Source organism: Veillonella parvula (assembly GCF_040094895.1).
GTDB classification, from domain to species: Bacteria; Bacillota; Negativicutes; order Veillonellales; family Veillonellaceae; genus Veillonella; species Veillonella parvula_L.
In genome coordinates, this window is record NZ_JBBNGV010000001.1 from 99,944 (window position 1) to 124,671 (window position 24,728).

Genomic DNA, 24,728 nt, shown 5'->3' on the forward strand with positions numbered 1-24,728 from the left:
TGTTATTAATGCATTCTCAATTAAACGTATCTAGGAGTATGAAAATGAAAGACTTTCTAAATGACTTTAAAGCATTTGCTTTCAAAGGCAATATGATGGACCTAGCTATTGGTATGATTATTGGTGCTGCTTTCACAGCATTGGTTAATTCTGTTGTAAACAACCTATTCATGCCTATTCTCAGTGTATTCACAGGTGGTATTGATTTTAGTAATTTGTACTTGCCATTGAGCACAGGTTCTAAAGATGCATTCATGTCTGGTGCTGATATTGCTACAGCTCGTGCAGCTGGATCTGTATTGCCATATGGTACATTTATTACTGATTTGATTCAATTCTTGATTTTGGCATTTGTTGTATTCTTGATGGTTCGTGGTTTGGCTAAAATGATGAAATCTGCGAAAGAAGAGGAAGTTGCAGAAGCACCTGCAACGAAAGAATGTCAATTCTGTAAATCTGAAATCAATATCAATGCAGTTAAATGCCCTAACTGTACTGCAGATTTGAACTAGTTCAAATTTAAATTATACATAAAAGGAGTGAGGTTTTGACCTTACTCCTTTTTGTTGTATTACGTTAGCTTTCTAGTATAAAATATAATTATAATATATAGAATTTTTTAGGGAGGGATATACATGGAAAAGAAACCTCTAGTAGTAGTAAATGGACTGGTTCGCAAAGATGCGATTGCATATTTAAAAGAGCATGTAGATGTGCGCCAATGGACTGAAAAAACAGTGATGCCTCGTGAGGTACTGAAGGAATGGCTCATTGATGCGGATGGTTTGTGGTGTGTACGACCTTTAGATGTAGATGGTGATCTTGTAAAGAATGCGCCAAATTTAAAGGTTATAGCACAAGCGGCCGTAGGTTATGATAATGTAAATATTGATGAACTAACAGTGGCAGGTATTCCTTATGGCAATACGCCAGGTGTTCTCAATGAAACGGTAGCAGAACTTGCATTTACGTTGATTGCCACGGCTAGTCGTCGTATTATAGAAAATGCTAACTTTGTAAAAGACGGTCGTTGGGCTCAAAGACCTTCTAATATTAAAGGTTTTGATTTAAGTCGTCGCACTCTTGGTATCATTGGCATGGGGGCTATCGGCGTATCCATTTCTCGACGTGCCCGTGCGTTTGGTATGACTGTTGTGTATCATAATCGTAATCAACGTTTGGATGATAAGATTCATAAGACTACTTATATGGAGTTAGATGATTTATTAGCCATTAGTGATGTAGTATGCGTTATGGCTCCATTGACAGATGAAACATATCATATGTGTGATGAAGCGTTTTTCAAGAAGATGAAGAATACAGCTTTATTTGTTAATGTTGGTCGTGGACCTATCGTAGATACTGATGCACTTATCAATGCTCTTAAAACGGGTGAAATCGATTATGCTGCCCTCGATGTAACGGATCCAGAACCATTACCAGCGGATCATCCATTGTTAGATGTAGAAAACTGCCTTATTGTACCGCATATTGGCTCTTACACAGATAGAACTCGTTATGACATGTCTATTTTGACAGCGGATAATATTATTGCCGGCGTTCATAAGAAACCTTTAAAAACATGTGTAAATGAAGAAGTAAATTATAAGAAACCTCAAATGGATGTAGAGTCTGCGCTAGAAGAGCTTAAAAAGGCTGGCGTTGATTTAACTGATTTCGACTAAAAGTGGAAGACATTAAAAGATATGCGGTTTTATACAAAATATGGTAAAATAAAAGAATATTTTTCCTATGGAGGTAAGAACGTTGGAACATAAAGACATTGAAAAAGATGTAGCTCCTGAAGAAGTTGTATCTGTTAACTTTATTGAAGCTATTATCAACAAAGATAACGAAACTGGCAAATACGGTGGCCGTGTATTGACTCGCTTTCCACCAGAACCAAATGGTTACTTGCATATTGGACATGCTAAATCTATTTGCCTCAACTTTGGTATTGGTAAACAATACAATGGCTTAACAAATCTTCGCTTTGATGATACAAATCCTGTAAAAGAAGATGTCGAATATGTAAACTCCATCATGGAAGACGTTAAATGGCTTGGATTTGATTGGAATGAACAACCACGCTATGCATCTGATTATTTTGACCAAATGTATGAGTATGCTAAGAAATTAATCACCCTTGGCAAGGCTTATGTAGATGATCAAAGTGCAGATGAAATTAAACAAAATCGCGGCGATTTCTCTACTCCTGGTGTCAATAGTCCATACCGTGAGCGTAGTGTAGAAGAAAACTTGGCACTCTTCGAAGAAATGAAGGCTGGCAAGTATAAAGATGGGGAAAAGGTATTGCGTGCAAAAATCGATATGGCGCATCCTAATATCGTAATGCGTGATCCTGTTATTTATCGTATTGTAAATACAGAGCATCATAATACGGGTAATGAGTGGAAAATTTACCCTATGTATGATTTTGCCCATCCTATTGAAGATGCTATTGAACGCATTACGCATTCTATTTGTACATTGGAATTTGAAGTTCACCGGCCATTATATGATTGGGTGTTAGAGGAATGGGATGATACTGAAATTCCTCAACAAATTGAGTTTGCTCGCTTGAATGTAACTAAAATGGTTATGTCCAAACGTAAATTGCGTGCTCTTGTTGAGGCAGGCCTTGTAGCTGGTTGGGATGATCCCCGTATGCCGACAATTTCAGGTTTGCGCCGCCGTGGTTATACACCGGAATCTATTCGTGATTTCTGTGATCGCATTGGTGTAGCGAAGGCGGATAGCGTTGTTGATATTGCTTTGCTTGAGTTCTGTATCCGTGAAGATTTGAAACTCAAAGCTACACGCCCTATGGTAGTTATTGATCCTGTGAAAGTTGTTATTACGAACTATCCAGAAGGTCAAACTGAACTTTGCACAGTTGAAAACAATCCAGAAAATGAAGAGTTGGGTAACCGTGAAGTTGTATTCGGTCGTGAAATCTACATTGAACGCAATGACTTTATGGAAGAACCAGTTAAGAAATTTTTCCGCTTGGCACCAGGTAAAGAAGTACGCTTAAAAGGTGCATACTTCATTACATGTACTGATGTTATTAAAGATGAAAATGGCAATATTACAGAAATACACTGTACATATGATCCAGAAACTAAGAGTGGTAGCGGTTGCACTCGTAAGGTAAAAGGGACATTGCACTGGGTTGAAGCATCTACTGCAGTAGATATTGAATCTCGCTTATATGATTATTTACTTAAAGAAGATTCGGATGGTAAAGACTTCTTGGGCGATTTCAACCATGACTCCTTACAAGTATTCCATAGTAAAGGGGAAGCATGTCTTGCTAATACTGTACCAGGTGATCATTTCCAATTCTTGCGTCAAGGTTACTTTGTAACTGATAAAGACAGTACTTCAGACCATATTGTGATGAACCGTATTGTTGGTTTACGCGATAGTTGGGCTAAGGCACAAAAGAAATAATATAACGCTTATTTTATATTACTATAATGTTAAAGAACCGCTCCTTGGTGGGCGGTTCTTTAACACTGGGTTATTACTATAAATACTTTAATGACAATAGATATTTAGAATAGCCTAAGCCATTGTTTGGCTTTAATCTCTAGATGTTGTATTGCTAGCTTATTATATTAAAGCTTTGATGAGGAAAAACATGAAGAAATTAGTATTACTTGCTACGGCAGCGGCTGTGTTGGCATCTGTGCCAGCTACTGGTTCTGCAGCAAATATCAAGTCCATTTTAAATAGAAGTCAAACTGTAACATATCAAGGTGTTAAATTGCCTGAAGGTGTTACTATGTATCAAAACAATCCTAAAGCATTATTTGCAGGGGAAGGGAAACAAGACGTTAAATCTGTACTTCTTGAAGCAGGTGTATCTTCTGCAGATGTATATACATTAAATATTAAAACAGAAAACGAAATGCGATATGCTGTTTATGCTAATGTTGTATTAGGTAAACAATTATCTGGTCGTATGAGTGAAGCAAAACATATGAATACAGATTCTTCCTCAATTGGTGCATTGGCCGCTGCTATTAACAAGGGTGAGAGCCCTGCGCTTGGCACTTTTACGGTAATAAATCCATTAGTAAAACAAGGCAATGCCTATGAAGGTACATTGAAATATAAAAGTGTAGCTAATAATAATTCTTATAATGAGATATTACATATTAGTATTTCTGAAGATAAATATACAGGACCAAATGCTCATTTAATCGCTGTTGATGAAGCTAATGATAGTGTTGTATTCCCTAAAGTTAAAGGTTTATTACATACCAAATAATAAATAATTATTGAAAATATATATCAATTATTCTTGACAATTTTTCTCATCAAGAGTACTATGAGCCTATAGGAATTATTCTCATTAGAGGTAATTCTAACGATGTGCAACAGGCAGGTACTATTATGATGAATTCAATTGACCATATCATTGGATATCATTGTGCACCGGCAATTCGAGGTATTAAGCTATCGAACTTGGTTTCTATTCCACGGGACATGAATGAACAAATCCAATTTGTATTGATAGAGTATAATAAAGCGTTCAATGAAAAAGGATTGTTCTTCTTTGAATTATGTCGTTGTAAAGCGCGAAGACTATTATTGGTATTCCGTGAGAAGCAATTAAGAGACTATGTACGCCAACCTGCGGTGATGTTATTTTTGAAAGCCTACGGTTATCATGATCAAATGAGCATTATGGAGATGCTTGAACATCTTAGATATCGTATGGAAGTAAGCATTGAGTTTCCACATGAAATCGGCATTTTTTTAGGTTACCCATTAAAGGATGTGAAATGTTTTATTTCTTATCGTGGTGGAGGATACCGAATGTGCGGAGAGTGGAAGGTTTACCATGATGTGGTAAATGCGCAACGCTCTTTCTTGTGTTACAAAGCATGTCGTGAATTTTGTCAAACTCAATTGATGTTGGGAAAAACATTTAGTTCATTGGTCGCAAGAACGGCCTAGGAGGTACAAGATGATTGGTGTAATTTTTTGGTCCGGTACAGGCAATACAGAACGCATGGCTTATGAAGTAGCTGAAGGTATTAAAGCTGCAGGTCAAGAAGTTGAAGTAAAATCCGTTTCTGAAGTATCTGTTGATGAAGCAGCAGCTTATGAAAAATTAGCTCTTGGCTGTGCTGATATGGGTGCAGAACAATTAGAAGAAGGCGAATTTGAACCATTCTACACTGAACTAGAAGGCAAGTTGAGTGGTAAAAAAATAGCGATCTTTGGCTCCTATGGTTGGGGTGGCACTTGGTTGGAAGACTGGGGCACTCGAATTAAAGATGCTGGTGGCGAATTAGTGGCTGATGGCGTAGCAATCTTGGGCGAACCTGATGATGATGGTAATGCACAATGCCAAGAATTAGGTAAAACATTAGCAAATGCTTAATTTGATTTCAACTACTAAATAAATACTAATAGTTAATAATAAAAAGGCTGTAATGACGATAAGTCGTTATTACAGCCTTTTTTGTATGTATTTATGATTGATAGGATGAAGCATAGGTCATTAAAAATTTTAATATCATTAAGTAAATGTGATGAAAATCATAATATTTATTTATCTTTATCTCTATTCGTGTATATAAGCGTATAATTATAAATAACTTTAATGCATAATTATATTGCATTTTTGTACACATAGTCCTATAATTTAGTTAAAGAACCTAACAAAAATTTAGGTTAATACAAAAATAGTTAGGGTTAATTTTATATTAGCTATTAATCGGGCTGGCGTAATTTAAATTGGAAAGGTTAATTAATGACATTGGAAGAGGGGTTATTTCAATGAGTACATTAGAGCGAATAAAAGTCATAGCCCATGGATTAGCGGCGCAATTTGGCCCATCCTGTGAAGTATTGATTCATGATTTAAAAGGGGATATCAATTCGTCTCTTGTATATATTGAGAATGGAACTATAACTAATCGACATGTTGGTGATGGTCCATCGCATGTGGTTTTAGATGTGCTGAGTCATGACGATGGTAGCGAGGGTAGATTTGGTTATCTCACAAAAACTAAAGATGGCCGAATATTAAAATCTTCTACCATGTATATTCGTGATGATACAGGTCGTATAGCATACTTGTTGGGGATTAACCAAGATATAACAGAGTTTGTTTTGATGCATCGACTTTTGGATAGTCTGGTCAATACAGGTCAGGAAGATGCAGGATCTGTTGAAAAAATTACGACAAGTGTATCGGAGCTATTAGATGATTTATTACTAGATATAGAACGTATAGTTGGTAAACCAGGACCATTGATGAATAAGGTGGAACGCTTAAAAGCTATAACCTACTTAAACGAAAAAGGGGCTTTTCTTATCTCGAAGTCTTCTGAGAAGATAGCAGAGTATTTTAATATTTCTAAGTTTACTCTTTATAGTGATTTAAATACTATAAAGGAAGAATCCTAGGAGGCAAATATGGAACGAATTCAGTGGAAGCGTAATACGATGGCACCATCAAGTGACAAGTTTTTGTCCGTTATGGATGTTAGAGAGGTTAAGAAAGCTAAAGCGTTTCATGAAAGTTTTCCACAATATAGCATTACTCCACTTGTATCGCTTAAGAATTTAGCATCTCATATCGGTGTTGATGCACTCTTTGTAAAAGATGAATCTTACCGATTTGGCCTTAATGCATTTAAGGTATTAGGCGGTTCCTATGCGATGGCAAAATATGTGGCGCAACAAACTGGTAAAGCTGTTGAGGATGTACCATATGATGTATTAACATCTGCAAAATTAAAAGAAGAGTTTGGTCAAGCTACATTCTTTACTGCAACTGATGGTAACCACGGTCGCGGTGTAGCATGGGCAGCCAATAAATTAGGTCAAAAATCTGTAGTATTTATGCCAAAGGGCTCTACAGAATACCGCAGAAAACAAATCGAAAATGAAGGCGCTACCGTAACAATCGAAGACTTCAATTACGATGAGTGTGTACGCTTAGCAACTAAAAAGTCTAAAGAAGTTCCTAACGGTGTTGTAGTTCAAGATACTGCATGGGAAGGTTATGAAGAAATTCCAAACTGGATTATGCAAGGCTATGGCACAATGGCTATGGAAACAGCAAATCAATTAGAAGCTGATAATTGTAAAGTTCCTACACATGTATTTGTACAAGCTGGTGTAGGTTCCCTTGCCGGTTCTGTAGTGGGTTACTTCACTAATCTATACAGCAATGTGGCTAAAAAACCTAAATTAGTGGTTGTAGAAGCGGCAGCAGCAGCTTGTTTATACAAAGGAGCTGTAGCTGATGATGGTAAACCTCGTATCGTAGAAGGTGATTTAGAAACAATCATGGCAGGTTTAGCTTGTGGTGAACCGAACACGGTTTCTTGGGATATTTTAAGAAATCATGCAGATGTATTCGTTTCTGCGCCTGACTGGGTGGCACGTTTAGGCATGCGCGTTGGTGGTGCACCAATTAAAGGCGATACTCCAATTACTACTGGTGAGTCTGGTGCAGTTCCATTAGGTCTTGTAATGGCAATTATGACGATGCCGGAATATGAAGACTTACGAAAAGAGTTAGAATTAGATGCGTCTTCAAAGGTACTCTGTTTCTCCACTGAAGGTGATACGGATCCTGAAAGATATAAAAACATTATGTGGTATGGTGAAGATCGTTAGGAGGCATTAATTATGGATTTACAAGCAATTAAACAAGCAGCGGCAACTTATGGCCCAGCGATGACAAAGTTTTTACGTGAGATCGTAGCATTTCCAGGAGAAAGTGCTGAAGAAAAAGATCATGTAAAACGTATAGAACAAGAAATGAAAAACCTAGGATTCGATGAAGTTGAAGTAGATCCTATGGGGAATATTCTCGGATATATGGGCACAGGGAAAACTCTCATTGCTTTTGATGGACATATTGATACAGTTGGTATTGGCAATCGTGACAATTGGGATTTTGATCCATATGATGGTTTCGAAGACGAAACTAAAATTGGTGGCCGTGGCGTATCTGATCAATTGGGTGGTATTGTATCCGCTGTATACGGTGCTAAGATCATGAAAGATTTAGGCCTTCTTAACGACAAATATCGCGTACTTGTTGTAGGTACAGTTCAAGAGGAAGATTGCGATGGTCTTTGCTGGGAATACATGATTAAAGAACGCAATATCCGTCCTGAATTCGTAGTATCCACTGAGCCAACTGATGGCGGTATCTACCGCGGTCAACGTGGTCGCATGGAAATCCGCGTAGACGTACAAGGCGTATCTTGCCATGGTTCTGCGCCGGAACGCGGTGACAACGCTATCTATAAAATGGCAGATATTCTTCAAGACATTCGTGATTTGAATGCTAATTCTGCCGATGAAAGCACAGCAATTAAAGGTCTTGTTAAAATGCTTGACCCTAAATTCAACCCTGACCATTACGAAGAAGCTCGCTTCTTAGGTCGCGGTACAGTAACTACTTCCCAAATTTTCTATACTTCTCCAAGCCGTTGTGCAGTAGCTGACTCCTGTGCTATTTCCTTGGATCGTCGTATGACTGCTGGTGAAACTTGGCAAAGTTGTTTGGCAGAAATCGAAGCGTTGCCACATGTTAAAGAATATGGTGCGAAAGTATCCATGTACGAATATGCTCGTCCATCTTGGACTGGTTTAACCTATCCAATCGAATGCTACTTCCCAACATGGGTAATTCCTAAAGATCATAAAGTAACAGAAGCTTTGGAAGAAGCATACACTAGCTTATATGGCAATGAACGTATTGGTGCAGAAGATACAGTTGAAATGCGTAAAGCTCGCCCATTAACTGATAAATGGACATTCTCCACAAATGGTGTATCTATCATGGGCCGTAATGGCATTCCATGCATTGGCTTCGGTCCTGGTGCAGAAGCACAAGCACATGCACCTAACGAAATTACATGGAAACAAGATCTTGTAACATGTGCTGCTGTATATGCATTATTACCATCCGTATATTGCAAAAATTAATATCACATACATTGAATTAGATTTAATATAAACGGAATAACTGGAAAATAGTTGATATTTAGAATTTCATATAGTGCCTCACTATTTGATGAGGCATCGTATAAAGTTAGATCCTAAGTAGCCCTTTAGGGAATTGAAAGAGAGGACTTACAGATGACAGACTTCAATAAAAGTATTGAAACTTTACAAAAATTAGACGTTAGTAAAATGTACGGCGAAGATTTCTTCTTAACTTGGGAAAAATCTGATGATGAATTGCAAGGTGTATGGGCAGTAGCTGATGCATTACGTGCTCTTAGAGAACGCAATATCTCTACTAAAGTATTTGACAGCGGTCTTGGCATTTCTTTATTCCGTGATAACTCTACAAGAACACGCTTCTCCTTTGCTTCCGCTTGTAATTTGCTAGGTCTTGAAGTTCAAGATTTAGACGAAGGCAAATCTCAAATCGCTCACGGTGAAACAGTTCGTGAAACAGCTAATATGATTTCCTTTATGGCAGATGTTATCGGTATTCGTGATGATATGTATATCGGTAAAGGTAATGCTTATATGCATCAAGTTTCCGATGCAGTTAAAGAAGGTCATGAAGATGGTGTATTAGAGCAACGCCCAACACTTGTAAATCTACAATGTGATATCGACCATCCTACACAAATCATGGCTGATACAGCTCATATCATCAAAGAATTTGGCGGTGTAGAAAACCTTAAAGGTAAAAAGATTGCTATGACGTGGGCGTACTCTCCATCCTATGGTAAACCTTTATCCGTACCTCAAGGTGCTATTGGTTTATTCACTCGTTTAGGTATGGAAGTTGTATTAGCCCATCCAGAAGGCTACGAAGTAATGCCGGAAGTTGAAGAAATCGCTAAGAAACAAGCTGAAGCTAGCGGCGGTTCATTCCGTAGAACTAACGACATGAAAGATGCTTTCAAAGATGCAGACATCGTATATCCTAAGAGCTGGGCTCCATTCGGTGCAATGGAAAAACGTACAAAACTGTATGGTGAAAATGATCATGAAGGTATTAAAGCCTTAGAAAAAGTTCTTCTTGAAGAAAATGGTAAACATAAAGATTGGGCATGTACGGAAGAGATGATGAGTCTCACAAAGGACGGCAAAGCTCTTTACTTACATTGCTTACCAGCAGATATTACAGGTGTAAGTTGTGAAGAAGGCGAAGTAGATGCAACAGTATTTGATCGCTACCGCATACCTCTTTATAAGGAAGCAAGCTACAAACCATATGTTATTGCAGCTATGATTTTCCTTAGCAAATTTAAAAATCCTGTAGAAACCTTAAAAGAATTAGAACGGAAGGGAACCGAACGAGTTCAACCGTAAAGTAAAGTTTAGGGGCCATCCGTATTGATGGCTCCTTTTATTCTTAATAGTTTGTTATGAGGCATAACATGAAAAAGAGAGTTGTAGTAGCACTAGGGGGGAATGCATTAGGCAATTCCTTACCAGAACAGAAAATTGCAGTAAAAAGTACAGCTAAAACAATCATTGATTTAGTAGAAGCTGATTGTGACGTAGTGGTAACACATGGTAATGGACCTCAAATTGGTATGATCAACAATGCGATGGCTGCATTGACTCGTGAAGTAGAAGGTCAACCAAACACTCCATTATCTGTATGTGTAGCAATGAGCCAAGCTTATATTGGTTATGACTTACAAAATGCTCTTCACGAAGAGCTCTTAAATCGTGGTATTAAAGATTTGCCAACAATGACTATGGTTACACAAGTACTTGTTGATCAAAATGACCCAGCTTTTCAAAATCCTACAAAACCAATTGGTCATTTTATGACTCAGGAAGAAGCTGAATACGCAGAAAAGAATTACGATTATGTGGTAAAAGAAGATGCGGGTCGTGGTTATCGTCGTGTGGTGGCATCTCCAGCACCAAAAGAAATCATTGAACTAGAAGCAATTAAAGGTTTAGTAGGTAAACAATTAATTGTTGCTTGTGGCGGGGGAGGTATCCCAGTAACTAAAGAAGGCAATGAACTTCATGGTGCAGCTGCTGTTATCGATAAAGACTGGACTAGTAGTTTATTGGCCCAAGAAATTGATGCTGATGTTCTCGTTATTTTAACAGCTGTTGAAAAGGTTGCTATTAACTTTGGTAAAGAAAATGAAAAATGGCTTGATGAAATAACCGTTACACAAGCTAAAGAATATGTATCAGCTGGTGAGTTTGCAGAAGGCTCGATGAAACCAAAGGTAGAAGCCGCTATAGCATTTGCAGAATCCAAAAAAGGCCGTGTCTCAATTATCACATTATTAGAGAAATCTAAAGATGGTATAGCAGGAAAAACAGGCACACGTATCGTATTATAATAATATATAAGTTTATAAGTATGCATTTCAACGAATCGTTGAGGAGGTGCCCACATGATTATATTAGGAAAAGGTACTGTTATTACTCGCGACGCTGATAGACCTATCATTTATGATGGTGCTGTTGCTATCGACGGGACTCAAATTGTTGATATTGGTAAATATGATGAATTATGCAAAGCTTATGCAAACGCAGAAATTATTGATGCTCATGGTGGCCTAATTATGCCAGGTTTCATTAATGCACATCATCATATTTACTCCGCTCTTGCACGAGGCTTATCGTTGCCAGGTCCAGCACCGACTAACTTCGGTGAAATCTTGGAAGGACTTTGGTTCTACTTAGATAATAAATTGACCGCTCCAGATGTAAAAGCAAGTGCATTACTTACGTATTTAGGCTGTATCGAAAATGGTGTAACTACTATTTTTGACCACCATGCAAGTTATGGTGAAGTTCCTAACAGCTTATCCATCATTGCAGATGTAGCTAAACAATTCGGCGTTCGCTCATGTTTATGCTATGAAGTATCCGACCGCAATGGCGTAGACCAAATGAAAGCCGCTGTTGCAGAAAACGTACGTTTTGGTAAAGAAGCAAAACAAGATCCATCCAGACTGGCGGCGATGATGGGCTTGCATGCATCTTTCACATTGAGCACGGAAACATTAGATTATGTGAAAGCTCATAATGAGGATCAGTTGGGATATCATGTTCATGTTGCAGAAGGTCCTGAAGATGTGGCAGATAGTAAAGAAAAGTATGGGATGACACCTGTTAGACGTCTCGTAGAGGCAGGTATTTTAGGCCCTAAGAGCATCGCTGGTCACTGTGTACACGTAACTGACGAAGATGTGGCATTATTGAAAAAATCTCAAGCTAAGGTCGTACATAACCCAGAAAGTAACATGGGTAATGCAGTAGGCACGACAGATATCTTGAAACTATTAGATGCAGGAATCACTGTTGGTCTTGGTACAGATGGTTATACAAATGATATGCTCGAATCTTATAAAGTAGCGAATTGTCTTGTGAAACATGAGCAACATAAACCATATGTAGGCTGGGGAGAAGTACCTTATATGCTATTTGAAAACAACCGCAAAATGGCTAATGAATTCTTCGATACTACGGTAGGCATCCTTAAAAAAGGTGCCGCAGCTGACGTAATTGTTCTTGATTACGCAGCACCAACACCACTTGATGAAAACAACATCAATGGTCACTTACTATTCGGTGCTAATGGTATGTATGTGGTAACAACTATTAGTGATGGTGTACTACGCATGATTGATCGTAAATTACAAGGCATTGATAAAGCTGAAGTAATGGACGAAGTTTTAGCAACATCTAAAGGTTTATGGAAACGACTAAACCCATAACGCAAGCGCTTTAAAGGAGTGTGACATTATGAGTGACATTATGTATCCGGTAAGTTTCGGAAATTTGATGAACCACATTATAACTGAGTACAAGATGTACAATCGCATTTACAATGTAAATAAAATTCATCGTACGAATCATGATCAACGCTTATCTATCTTTGGTAAATCCATTGAAAATCCTGTAGGTCCAGCAGCTGGTCCTAATACACAGTTGGCACAAAATATTGTGGCATCTTATGTAGCTGGTGCTCGTTGCATTGAATTAAAAACCGTACAAATCATGTACGGTGAAGAACTAGGTATTCCTAGACCTTGTATCTACTCTGTAGATGAAGCATATAATGTAGAATGGTCTTCTGAATATAGCTGTGATGAAGCTGCTGATGAATACATTAAAGCTTGGTTCGCATTAAAATTAATCTCTAAAGAATTAGGATTAGGCGATCCAGATGGATTCTTATTCATCATGAGTGTTGGCTACAACTTGGCTGGTATCAAGAGCCCTATGGTTGATAAATTCATCAACACAATGCGCAGTGCATCTCAATCTCCAATGTGGGATACTTGCAAACAATGGTGCCTTGACCACGTAGATGAATTTGAACATATCGATGCTGATTTCATCAACTCCATTGGTGATGAACTTTGTCAAGCAATCACATTGTCCACAATGCACGGTTGTCCAGCAGAAGAAATCGAATCCATTTGTTCTTACCTTATCAGTGAAAAAGGTCTTCACCTATACTTAAAATGCAACCCTACATTGTTAGGTCCAAAACGCATTAGAGAATTATTGGATAACGCTGGCTTTGAGTACATTGACTTTGAAAATCATCAATTTGAAGTTGACCTTCAATTCGATAAAGCTGTTCCAATGTTAGAGCGTCTTATCGCTCTTGGTGAAAAACACAATAAGATTTTCGGTGTTAAATTGACAAATACATTCCCTGTACAAATTCACAACAATGAATTGCCAGGCGAGCAAATGTATATGTCTGGTAAATCCTTGTTACCTGTAACAATTGGTGTAGCTGAGCTCTTAAGTGCTCAATTCGGCGAACGTTTACCTATGTCTTATAGCGGTGGTGCTGTAAAACAAAATATCAAAGCTATCTTTGATTGTGGTATTTGGCCTGTAACAGTATGTACAATTCTTCTACAAGGTGAAGGTTACAATACTTTCAAAGGCTTAGCAGACGAAGTGGAATCTACTGATTACAATGCTGCTTTAAAAGTTCATAAAGAACTTATAGCTAAACTCGCTAAAGACATCGCTGAGAACAAAATCTTCAAGAAGAGCGATGCAATGAAGAAAAAACGCGAAGCTATGCCAGCCTTCCCTGGTACACGTAGCTCTGATTACCACTGCCGCGTAGTTTGTGGTGCTTGTGTTCGCGTATGTCCTAATAGATGTAATGAAGTCGTTACTGTAAATGATGCTAAATTGATCGTCCATGTTGATCAAAGCTGTAATGAGTGTGGTAACTGTGCGTGTCATTGCGTAGAACCTTGTCAACCATACAAGGATCGCATTACATTCTTCCACAATGCCGAAGCACTAGCAGATAGTACAAATGATGGATTCTACATCACAGGCACTAGCTGTGGTTATCGCTTCAAAGGTGAAGAAGCAGTATGTGACATTGATGCATTACCTGAAGAATTGAAAGGAGTCGTACATGCCTTCTGTAAAGAGCATGTGTACTATGTATCATGATTATCATACAACAAGGGGACTTGGTCTTAAATGATCGAATCCTTACCGGAGATTTACTTATCGATGGCGACAAAATTGTCGCCATTGATGAACACGTTCCTGTTCCAGACGGGGCTAAAGTAATTGATGCAAAAGGTTGCTATGTGTTCCCTGGATTTATTGATCCTCATACACACTTTCAAATGACAAATGCCTTGGCGTCTACTGCAGATGATTTTGATAGTGGTACAAAGGCTGCTATCCTTGGTGGGACTACTTCAATCATCAACTTTGCTTCTCCCGAGGATGGATCCCTTTGTAAAGGCTTAGAGGTTCATAAGGAGCGTGCTGCAGGGCATTGCTCCTGTGACTACAAATTTCATATGGAGCTTGTAGAAATGAATGATACGGTGGCCAGTGAAATACCGAAAGTGGTTAAAGCTGGTGTATCATCCTTTAAGGTATATTTAGCTTATGGGTTCCGTTTAACGGACCGAGAAATTTATGACGCTATTGAAGCTATAAAACCAACAGGCGCACTTGTAGGGGCTCACTGTGAAAATGGGGACCTCATCGATGCACTCGTAGCTGATAAGCGTAAGTGCGGGGACTTAGATATAAGTAATCACCCACTTACAAGACCTGCTATGATTGAATCGGAAGCGATTAAGCGATTTAGTACAATTGGTGCTGCATTAGAGTATCCCGTGCATATTGTGCATGTAAGTTCTAAAGAAGGCGTAGATGAAGTTCTACGTGAGCGGGCATTAGGACATCAAGTGACTTGTGAAACATGTCCACAGTATTTGGTGCTTGATGAATCACGATATAAATTACCTGATTTTGAAGGGGTTAAATATGTGATGAGTCCTCCACTTAGAACGATACAAGATCAAATGGCATTGAAGGATGCACTAGTAAATGGTGTATTCCAAACCATTGGTTCCGACCATTGTAGCTTTACCTTTAATGATCAAAAATTAAAGAGTCGTTATGACTTTACCCGAATTCCTGGAGGTATTCCTGGAGCTGAAGAACGGGGTATCATTGCTTATGATGTGTTGGTTAACCAATGCAATATGAGTGCCGTAGATTTTATGAAATTAGTAAGTGAAAACCCAGCAAAACTATATGGCATGTATCCTAAGAAGGGTACATTAGCTGTAGGTAGTGATGGAGATATTACAATCGTAGATAAGAATGTAAAACACATTCTTTCAATAGAGTCTGCCCATACAAAGGCTGACTATATACCGTATGAGGGACTATCTGTAACCGGTATGGTTCGTGATGTAATCCTCAGAGGTCACCATGTGGTACAAGATGGATCCTTAATAGAATCATATCTTGGTGAATGTATTCCTTAATGAAAGGAGGACTATATATGTACCGCTTTCAAGTGAATGGCACCTATTATGAGGCTCAAGAGGATCAGCGCTTAATTGATTTCTTGAGAGCTGATTTGAAGCTGACAGGCACCAAAGAAGGTTGTAGTGCTGGTGCTTGTGGTACGTGTACAGTAATTATAGACGGGAAAAAGGCAAAAGCTTGTGTTAGTAAATTATCCCAATTAGATGGCAAATCAATTGTAACGATTGAGGGATTAACTGATAGGGAAAAAGCTGTATACACCTATGCTTTTGGTGAATGTGGAGCGGTGCAATGTGGCTTCTGTATACCAGGTATGATTATTAGTGCAAAGGTCCTAATTGATGAAAATAATGACCCTACATCTGAAGATGTTAAAAAAGCTATTTTAGGCAATATTTGTCGTTGTACAGGTTATGTGAAAATTGAAGAAGGCATTATGCTAGCAGCAAAAATGATTCGTGAGAATTTACCTGTTCCGGAAAAGGATACTAATGCTGCTGTAGGCGCTCGTTTACATCGTGTCGATGCGGAGGAAAAAGCTTTAGGTACGGGAAAATATGCCGATGATATTCATATGGATGGTATGATTTACGCTAAGGCATTGCGTTCTAAATATCCACGGGCTAGAGTGGATCGCGTTGATGTGTCTAAAGCTCTTGAACACCCAGCCTGTGTAACGGCTTTGACTGCTGCTGATGTACCATTCAATAAAACTGGTCATTTAGTGCCGGATTGGGATGTACTTATCACAGAAGGTGATATTACACGTTATGTAGGCGATGCAGTTGCACTTGTTGCAACTACAGAAAAGAAATATTTAGACGAAGTATTGGCTCTAGTTGAAGTTGATTATACTGAATTAGAACCCGTACTAGATCCATTGGAAGCACTAAAACCAGATGCTCCTCAGTTACATCCAGACGGAAATGTATTATCTCGTCAAACATTATCTCGTGGCGATGTAGATAAGGCTATTGCAGAGGCTGCTTTTGTAGTAACAAATCATTATTCCACACCTCAAACCGACCATGCATTTATGGAACCAGAATGTGCCGTTGCATATCGTGAGGGAGATGAAATTCATCTGCATTCAGGTAGCCAAAATGTTTATGATGATCGTCGTGAAGTTGCTCGTATGCTTGGTATTCCGAATGAGGCTGTAAAGGTTCACAGTATGCTCGTAGGTGGTGGCTTTGGTGGTAAAGAAGATATGACCGTACAGCATCATGCATCTCTCGTAGCTTGGCTTACAGGTAAACCAACTAAGGTTCTATTCTCTCGTCAAGAAAGTCTTAATATCCATACTAAACGTCATGCGATGGAAATGGATATTACAACAGCTTGTGATGCAGAAGGTAATCTGGTAGCAAGTAAGGTAAATATCGTTTCTAATTGTGGCGCGTATGCATCTTTAGGTGGTCCTGTACTTCAACGTGCTGGTACTCATTCTTGTGGCCCTTATCACTTTGATAATTTTGCCTTTGATGGTGTATGTGTTTATACAAATACTGTTCCTGGTGGTGCATTCCGTGGGTTTGGTGTAACACAAACTATCTTTGGTCAAGAGCAAAATATTGATGAATTAGCTGCGTTGGTAGGCATGGATCCTTGGGAATTCCGATATAAAAATGTTGTGCGCCCTGGCGATTCATTACCAAACGGACAAATTTGTTCCAAAGAAACCGCTTTAGTAGAATGTTTGGAAGCCGTAAAAGATGCATATTATGCATCTGACCGTACCGGTCTTGCGGTATGCTTGAAAAATAGTGGTATTGGTGTAGGATTACCTGATACGGGTCGCGTTATCTTAGAAGTACGTGATGGTAAAGTTCGTATTCGTACGGGTGCCGCTTGTATTGGTCAAGGCATGGCTACTATGGCAACACAAGTACTTTGTGAAACAACAGGCTTAACGGCGGATAAAGTATTTGTAGAACGTCCTGATACAGTACGCACACCAGATTCTGGTACAACTACTGCATCTCGCCAAACACTCTTTACCGGTGAAGCAACGCGCAAAGCAAGTCTTCGCTTAAAAGAAATGTTAAATACTAAAACATTAGAAGAACTGAATGGCGTAGAGATTTATGAAGAGTTCCTCGGTGAAACAGATCCATTTAATTCTGATAAATCGCATCCAAAAAATCACGTTGCCTATGGTTATGGTGCATGTGTAGCAACAATTGGTGAAGACAATAAGATTGCTAATTTACATGTAGCATACGATGTAGGTCGTGTAGTGAACCCTCAATCCTGTACGGGTCAGGCCGAAGGTGGCGCCATTATGGGAATGGGTTATGCAGTTACAGAAGACTTCCCTTATAAAGAAGGGTATGTAACATCTAAATACGGTACGCTAGGACTTCTTAGAGCTACCCAATGTCCTCCAATTCATGTAAGTCTTATCGAAAAAGGGACACCAGAACAATATGCATACGGAGCTAAAGGTATTGGCGAAATCTCTAGCATTCCGATTGCACCGGCTATTGCAAATGCGTATCGTCGTATCGACGGAGAACCACGTAGGTCCTTGCCGATTAAACATACAGGTTATAAAAAATAGAATATTTGCTTAATGGTAGGGGCTTTTGCCCCTAGCCATCAAGGTTCCCACGTGAAGTCGATGAGATTTCTAAACTCTATCATGTACGATAGTATGACTATATTGTTTAACTAGTAACTAAAACGTAAGATATGAGGTGATTCTTATGAGTAAAGGTGCATCTGGTGTCGACCATGTAGATGGTATGCTGCCAATCCCGCAGTTATTCGCTTATGGTTTACAGCACGTTCTGGCTATGTATGCTGGGGCAGTAGCTGTACCAATTATTATTGCACAAGCTATGCATTTGCCAATTGAAGATTTAATTCGTTTGATTACAGCTGACTTATTTACATGTGGTGTAGCTACATTGATTCAAACATTAGGATTCGGACCTGTTGGCGGGCGTATTCCTCTTATTCAAGGTGTTACATTTGCTTCTGTAGGCCCTATGATTATGATTGGTCAACAGCATGATATCAATACGATTTACGGTGCGATTATCGTAGCTGGTCTCTTTACATTCCTTGTGGCACCATTTTTCAGTCGTTTGATTCGGCTATTCCCACCTGTAGTAACAGGTACTATCATTACTATTATTGGTATCAACTTGATGCCAGTAGCTGTTAACTGGATGGGGGGTGGCGTAGGCAATAAAAACTTTGGCGATCCACTATACATAGCTCTTGGTGTAGCTACATTTGTTCTCGTTATATTAACTTATCGATTTGGTAAAGGTTTCCTTGGTAATTTGGCAATCTTAGTTGGCCTTATTCTTGGTACAGCCTTAGCTATGATTGTTGGTATTACAGATTTTTCAGAGGTAGGACGTTCTCAATGGATTTCTGTTGTAACACCATTCTATTTTGGTCTTCCAACCTTTGACTTTGCTTCTATTGTATCTATGATTATTGTAATGCTCGTAGTTATGGTAGAAACAACTGGTGATAGTATTGCGGTAGGTGAAATTGTAGATAAACCTATTGGTCAAAATGAATTGGCTGCGGTACTTCGCGCGGATGGCTTGTCTACTATTATTGGTGGTATCCTTAATAGTTTTCCGTATACAGCATTTGCTCAAAACGTAGGTCTTATTGCTGTAACACGTGTTAAGAGTCGTTTCGTTGTAGCAGCATCTGGTGTAATTTTAATTTTATTAGGCCTTTTCCCTAAATTAGCCGCTATCGTAGCTTGTATTCCAAATGCTGTACTAGGGGGCGCAGGGATTGCTATGTTCGGCATGATTATCGCCAGTGGGATTCGTTCTCTTGGTAAAGTTAGTTTCGATGGTAACTATAACCTGATGCTAGTTGCCATTAGTATTGGGGTATCCATGATTCCTCTTGCAGCACCTCAATTCTATACACACTTTCCAGCATGGGCTCAAATTCTTTTGAAATCTGGTATCACAGCTGGTAGTATAGTAGCTGTTATTTTAAATGTAATGTTTAATGGTTTTGGTTATAAAACTGTTAACGAACCTAATCGTGCGACTCGTAAATATCGCCACTTCACACGATTCAAAGGTTATCCTAAACATTTCTACCAATAAGATATAGTTAGACGAGTTTACTCTCATGCGATTATATGTATTGTCTCTCACAGTAGAAACCTTGTTAGTATAGGTAAAACATCAATATATATGTTTTTGTTTGTTAAAAAGATCTCACTCTGATTTGGAGTGAGGTCTTTTTTTATGGAATCGTATACTACTTTGGTATATAATTAAATAATATTATTGCAAAGGAGACGCATTATGAAAGACGAGCGATTTATAGTTACATATAGAATAGAAGCGAGTACATATGAAGAAGCAAAATCAATTGCTTGGGCTGTTCAAGTGGAGCAAACTATAGAATTTCCTTATGAGTTTGTAACGGATACATACATTAAAGAAACTATTACTGGTCGACTAGAATCTCTTGAACCTATAGTAGAAGACTCTCCTTATATCAATGTAGGTGTGATGTCAAATGCTGTAATTGATACCTCTCGTTACTATTTGGCTCGTATTTCATATCACGTAGATACTACAGCTCTAGAAGCAACACAATTTTTAAATGTTGTCTTTGGCAATTCTTCGTTACAGCCTCATATCTGGGTGGTGGATATTGAGCTGTGTCCAACACTTTACGATGTTTTTAAGGGCCCACGATTTGGCTTACAAGGAATTCGTCGTTTAGTGGAAACTCCGACGCGCCCAATGATTCAAGCCGTTGTAAAGCCGATGGGAACACCAAATGAGGAATTGGCTCGCATGTGTGGAGCCTATACACGTGGAGGGGCAGATGTCATAAAGGATGATCATGGTATTTCTAATCAGTCCTTCTCTCAATATAAAGATCGTGTAAAACGATGTGCTTCTATGGTACAGGAAATGAACGCTACACATGGGACACATACATTATATGCAGCAAATGTATCTGGTGATGGCACAGACGTATTGGAACGCGCTTATTTTGCCAAAGAGGCTGGTGCTACAGCTCTCATGGTGGCTTCAGGCCTCGTTGGTTTCGGTTGGCTACATAAATTAGCTACTGATGAAAAATTACGATTGCCTATCATTCATCACCCCGCTTATTCTGGTGGATTTGTAAGCCCTGGTATATCTGGTGTAGCCGATTACTTACAACTAGGTTTATTACCTCGTATTTTTGGGGCTGATATGCCAATCTTCGTATCTTATGGTGGACGCTTTACTTTTACAGAGAAGCAATGCAAGAGAATTTCCTCTTATATTAAACGATCAATGGGCTTGATGAAAGCGGCTTGCCCTGCACCAGGTGGTGGCGTTACAGATGCTCGTCTTAATGAACTTGTTGAGCTGTACGGAAATGATACGATGTTCCTTGTTGGAGGCGATATGTTCCGCAGAGGGCCAGATATTGAGGCTAATATGTCGTATTTTGTAGAGCGTCTGACTAAATTATCTGAAAGAACGTAATAATAGCTTGAATTTAAATGAGTTAATACAATATTTAACTAAATAAGCTATTGACTTTTACAGAAATAATAGATTTATGATTAAGTATATGGAGTGTTTTGATGAGTGAATCCTCACCGTTGGAGGTCCATGTCCTTGCCAGTGGTAGTAAGGGCAATTGTACAGTGATAAAAAAAGGGAACTCCGTAATATTGCATGATGTAGGCATCAGTTGTCGGCGCATTGTCAATGGGTTAAAAGAATTACATATTGATATGGCACAGGTAGAGGGTATATTTGTCAGTCATGAACATAGTGATCACATTGCGGGACTACAACAATTACTAAAACGATTTGATATTCCTGTGTATACGAAGCAAGGCACCTGGCGTGAAATCCAAGATAAGTTAATCGTACCAAAGAATCGATTAATCGAGCTTACAAAGGGCAGTTTAACGTTGGGGAGTCTAATTGTGGAACCTTTTTCGGTAAGTCATGATGCGGCTGATCCAATTGGTATAAATGTGTTTGCTGGGAACAATAAGGCAACTATTGTCACTGATACAGGCGTGATTTCAGATAATATTTTACGTAGAATTGATGATACGACTCTGTTAGTGCTAGAGGCGAATTATGATCCTCATATGTTGCGATTCGGACCCTATCAGCCGTTTTTGAAACAAAGGGTGGCTAGTGATGAAGGTCATTTGAGTAATGAAATGGCTGCGCAAGCACTACTCATGATGAAACGTCCTGATTTTATGCAAGTTATATTGGCCCATCGTTCTGAAAATAATAATAACGCTGTCCTCGTTACCCAAACCATTGGCAAAATACTTGTTGATGGTGGTGTTCGTATTGGACCTGAAATGAAGTTACAACATGGTCAGCCTAATGAAATTGTGTCCATCCAATCTGTGGAGAGGTAAAAATGAGATTTTATGTAGTCTGTATCGGCAAATTGAAGGATGCTTATTTACGTGAGGGCGTAGCAGAGTTTGTGAAACGTATGCGCCCCTATGGTGGCATTACAATTACAGAGCTGAATGAAAGTAAAATTGGAGATAAGCCGAGTGATGCGGATCGCAAACAAGTCGTTGCAGAAGAAGGAGACCGTTTATTAAAAGGGGTCCCTAAAAATGCGTATACTGTATTACTTGACGTGTATGGCAAACCAATGTCCTCTGAAGAACTCGCTAAGACGGTATCTAAGCTTGAGGTGGATGGTGTTAGCGATATGGCTTTCATTATTGGTGGTGCCTTTGGGGTGAGTGATACATTACGTCAGACTGTAAATTATAAATTATCTTTTAGCCCTATGACTTTTACTCATCAAATGGTTCGATTGCTACTTGTAGAACAAATTTATCGAGCATCAAAAATCAATCGTAATGAACCTTATCATTGGTAGAAGACGTAGACTTAAAAATTATTTGTATAATACTTTCAGAAAAAAAGGAGTTTTATTATACTGTGGCGAATAGTATAATAAAGCAAGATGTATTTGTAAGGAGGAATTCACTATGAAAATCCAAGAAGTAATGAATAAATACCCTGTTACTGTTGGCAAAGATGCGCCGATTTCTGATGTAGCTGATTTATTGGTTAAATATAATTTAACAGCTGTGTCCGTAGTGGATGATGATAATAAGTTGTTAGGTATTATCTCTGAAGGTGATTTACTTTATAAAAAAGTACGTCCTCATGTGCCTCATTATGTTAATGTATTAGGCGCTAGCATCTATTACAATGGCATCGGTGAATATAATGCTCAATTTAAAAAATTATTGGCATCTCACGTTCATGAGTTGATGACTGATGAAGTAATTACAACCACACCGGATAAAGATGTAGAAGAAATTGTATCTGTTATGCTTGATCAACATTTGAAAAATGTGCCAGTTGTAGATAAAGAGTACCGTTTGATTGGAATTTTGTCTCGTCGGGACATTATCAAATTGATTGCTAAAGATAACTAATTGGCATAATTATGTAAAATATGTAAAGACCACCCGTTTTGGGGTGGTCTTTTAGTGTATATTGAGAAGAATTGCATTGACCTTGCATTTATGTTATTATTAGGAGTGCATAATATACTACAGAAATTTGGGCATATTGCCCTTCAAGGAGGACATATTTTAAATGAAAGCAACTGTAAATCCTGTTGATCAACACGTAGTAACGTTAACTATTGAAGTACCTGCAGCAGAAGTAGATAAGGGCATTAAACAAGCTGTAAAACGCATTGCAGGTCAAGTGAACATCCCTGGCTTCCGCAAAGGACATGCGCCTCGCCGTATTTTGGAAATGAACTTCGGTAAAGAAGCTATCTTGGAAGAAGCGTTTGAAGTATTGGCTAGCCAAAACTATAGTGCTGCACTTCGTGAAAATGATATCGTGCCTGTATCTGAACCTGAAATCGAACGCGAACAATTCGAAGAAGGCAAAGATTTGATTTTCAAAGCTACTGTAACTAAACGCCCTGAAGTTAAACTTGGCGATTACAAAGGCTTAGAAGCAGATAAACAAGATGCTACAGTATCTGATGAACAAATCGAAGAACAGTTGAACAATATTCGTGAACAACAAGCAAAAATGGTTGTTGCTGAAGAAGGCGCTACAATTCAAAAAGACGACTTTGCAGTAATCGACTTTGCTGGTTCCGTTGATGGTAAACCATTTGATGGTGGTGAAGGTAAATCCTACCCATTACAAATCGGTTCTGGTAGCTTCATTCCTGGCTTCGAAGATCAATTGATTGGCGCTAAAGCTGGTGATGATGTAACTGTAAAAGTAACATTCCCTGAAGACTACTTCGTAGCAGAACTTGCTGGTAAAGAAGCAGAATTCAAAACTCATATCCATGATATTAAACGTAAAGAATTGCCTGAGTTGAATGACGAATTCGCCAAAGAAGCAAGCTCTTACGAAACTATTGAAGAATTGAAAAAAGATCTTCGCACTAAAATGGAAGAAGAAGCTTCCCGTCGTGCAATCGATACTTACAATGCGAACTTGATTCAAACAGCTGTTAAAAATGCAACTGTAGAAATCCCAGAAGTAATGATTAAAGATCGCGTAGAACAAATGATTCAAGAATTGGCTATGAATATGGAAGGCCGTGGCTTGAAACTTGATGACTACTTGAAATTCTCCAATAAAACTATCGAAGATTTACGCTCTGAATATAAAGATTCCGCAGCTGAAAACGTACGCGCTGATTTAGTATTGGACGCTATCGCAACTGCTGAAGGTATCGAAGTAACTCCAGATGATATGAACCGTGAAATCTTCATTATGGCTCAAAACTTTGGAGCAGATCCTAAAGAAGTTTGGGATATTATTGCAAAAGAAGGTCGTGTAGCTATGTTGGCAGGCTCTGTAGCTCGCAAAAAAGCAGCTCGATTCATTATTGATAATGCAAAAGGCGCTGAAGCTGCAGAATAATAGTTTGCTCAACTAGGTACATGAAAAGGTGATTAT

21 protein-coding genes are annotated in these 24,728 nt (G+C 38.7%); all 21 read left to right on the forward strand.

Annotated elements, in window-relative coordinates; genetic code table 11:
- Positions 1–44: 44 nt before the first annotated feature.
- The 21 genes from mscL to tig all read left to right on the forward strand — a co-directional run bounded on the left by mscL (position 45) and on the right by tig (position 24,692).
- On the forward strand, positions 45–512 hold the full coding sequence (gene mscL, locus AAAT26_RS00450) for a large conductance mechanosensitive channel protein MscL (RefSeq protein ID WP_039965058.1): 468 nt from the start codon (positions 45–47) through the stop codon (positions 510–512).
- 123 nt (positions 513–635) lie between these two features.
- Positions 636–1,685 carry a 2-hydroxyacid dehydrogenase gene (locus AAAT26_RS00455; RefSeq protein ID WP_008601465.1) on the forward strand — a complete coding sequence of 350 codons (1,050 nt, stop codon included), beginning with the start codon at positions 636–638 and terminating at the stop codon, positions 1,683–1,685.
- 82 nt (positions 1,686–1,767) lie between these two features.
- Positions 1,768–3,456, forward strand: coding sequence for a glutamine--tRNA ligase/YqeY domain fusion protein (locus tag AAAT26_RS00460; RefSeq protein WP_105086679.1), 1,689 nt, complete (start codon positions 1,768–1,770; stop codon positions 3,454–3,456).
- A 190-nt stretch (positions 3,457–3,646) separates the two neighbouring features.
- Positions 3,647–4,279 carry a hypothetical protein gene (locus tag AAAT26_RS00465; protein WP_004698726.1) on the forward strand — a complete coding sequence of 211 codons (633 nt, stop codon included), beginning with the start codon at positions 3,647–3,649 and terminating at the stop codon, positions 4,277–4,279.
- Positions 4,280–4,383: 104 nt separating this feature from the next.
- Entirely contained in the window at positions 4,384–4,971 is a 588-nt protein-coding gene (locus tag AAAT26_RS00470; protein WP_008601461.1) for a DUF3793 family protein, read from the forward strand.
- Between the two features lie 10 nt (positions 4,972–4,981).
- The gene (locus tag AAAT26_RS00475; protein WP_004696544.1) at positions 4,982–5,401 is read left to right on the forward strand and encodes a flavodoxin; all 420 of its coding nucleotides are present in this window, start codon (positions 4,982–4,984) and stop codon (positions 5,399–5,401) included.
- 398 nt (positions 5,402–5,799) lie between these two features.
- Positions 5,800–6,432 carry a helix-turn-helix transcriptional regulator gene (locus AAAT26_RS00480; RefSeq protein WP_012864622.1) on the forward strand — a complete coding sequence of 211 codons (633 nt, stop codon included), beginning with the start codon at positions 5,800–5,802 and terminating at the stop codon, positions 6,430–6,432.
- Between the two features lie 9 nt (positions 6,433–6,441).
- Complete coding sequence (gene dpaL, locus AAAT26_RS00485) at positions 6,442–7,653, forward strand: diaminopropionate ammonia-lyase (RefSeq protein WP_195213099.1); 1,212 nt, start codon at positions 6,442–6,444, stop codon at positions 7,651–7,653.
- A 12-nt stretch (positions 7,654–7,665) separates the two neighbouring features.
- On the forward strand, positions 7,666–8,976 hold the full coding sequence (locus AAAT26_RS00490) for a YgeY family selenium metabolism-linked hydrolase (protein ID WP_278469966.1): 1,311 nt from the start codon (positions 7,666–7,668) through the stop codon (positions 8,974–8,976).
- 153 nt (positions 8,977–9,129) lie between these two features.
- Entirely contained in the window at positions 9,130–10,323 is a 1,194-nt protein-coding gene (ygeW, locus tag AAAT26_RS00495) for a knotted carbamoyltransferase YgeW (RefSeq protein WP_004696537.1), read from the forward strand.
- A gap of 68 nt (positions 10,324–10,391) precedes the next feature.
- The gene (gene arcC / locus AAAT26_RS00500; RefSeq protein WP_004696535.1) at positions 10,392–11,327 is read left to right on the forward strand and encodes a carbamate kinase; all 936 of its coding nucleotides are present in this window, start codon (positions 10,392–10,394) and stop codon (positions 11,325–11,327) included.
- A gap of 54 nt (positions 11,328–11,381) precedes the next feature.
- Entirely contained in the window at positions 11,382–12,710 is a 1,329-nt protein-coding gene (ssnA, locus tag AAAT26_RS00505; protein ID WP_105086676.1) for a putative aminohydrolase SsnA, read from the forward strand.
- Between the two features lie 28 nt (positions 12,711–12,738).
- A complete protein-coding gene (locus AAAT26_RS00510; RefSeq protein ID WP_349208742.1) occupies positions 12,739–14,430 on the forward strand; it encodes a selenate reductase in 1,692 nt (563 codons plus the stop codon).
- Positions 14,427–15,776 (forward strand): dihydropyrimidinase, encoded by a 1,350-nt coding sequence (hydA, locus tag AAAT26_RS00515; RefSeq protein WP_311573793.1) that lies wholly within the window; start codon positions 14,427–14,429, stop codon positions 15,774–15,776. The genes AAAT26_RS00510 and hydA overlap by 4 nt, the downstream gene beginning before the upstream one ends.
- A 17-nt stretch (positions 15,777–15,793) precedes the next feature.
- Positions 15,794–18,343, forward strand: a complete 2,550-nt coding sequence (gene xdh / locus AAAT26_RS00520) for a selenium-dependent xanthine dehydrogenase (protein ID WP_349208743.1) — start codon at positions 15,794–15,796, stop codon at positions 18,341–18,343.
- Between the two features lie 145 nt (positions 18,344–18,488).
- Positions 18,489–19,874 (forward strand): nucleobase:cation symporter-2 family protein, encoded by a 1,386-nt coding sequence (locus tag AAAT26_RS00525; protein WP_004698561.1) that lies wholly within the window; start codon positions 18,489–18,491, stop codon positions 19,872–19,874.
- 204 nt (positions 19,875–20,078) lie between these two features.
- Complete coding sequence (locus AAAT26_RS00530) at positions 20,079–21,266, forward strand: RuBisCO large subunit C-terminal-like domain-containing protein (protein WP_349208744.1); 1,188 nt, start codon at positions 20,079–20,081, stop codon at positions 21,264–21,266.
- A 101-nt stretch (positions 21,267–21,367) separates the two neighbouring features.
- The gene (locus AAAT26_RS00535) at positions 21,368–22,174 is read left to right on the forward strand and encodes an MBL fold metallo-hydrolase (RefSeq protein ID WP_349208745.1); all 807 of its coding nucleotides are present in this window, start codon (positions 21,368–21,370) and stop codon (positions 22,172–22,174) included.
- A 2-nt stretch (positions 22,175–22,176) separates the two neighbouring features.
- Positions 22,177–22,656, forward strand: coding sequence for a 23S rRNA (pseudouridine(1915)-N(3))-methyltransferase RlmH (gene rlmH / locus AAAT26_RS00540; protein WP_024060758.1), 480 nt, complete (start codon positions 22,177–22,179; stop codon positions 22,654–22,656).
- 112 nt (positions 22,657–22,768) lie between these two features.
- Positions 22,769–23,224, forward strand: a complete 456-nt coding sequence (locus tag AAAT26_RS00545) for a CBS domain-containing protein (RefSeq protein WP_004696521.1) — start codon at positions 22,769–22,771, stop codon at positions 23,222–23,224.
- A gap of 163 nt (positions 23,225–23,387) precedes the next feature.
- Positions 23,388–24,692 carry a trigger factor gene (tig, locus tag AAAT26_RS00550; protein ID WP_024062009.1) on the forward strand — a complete coding sequence of 435 codons (1,305 nt, stop codon included), beginning with the start codon at positions 23,388–23,390 and terminating at the stop codon, positions 24,690–24,692.
- Positions 24,693–24,728: the final 36 nt, after the last annotated feature.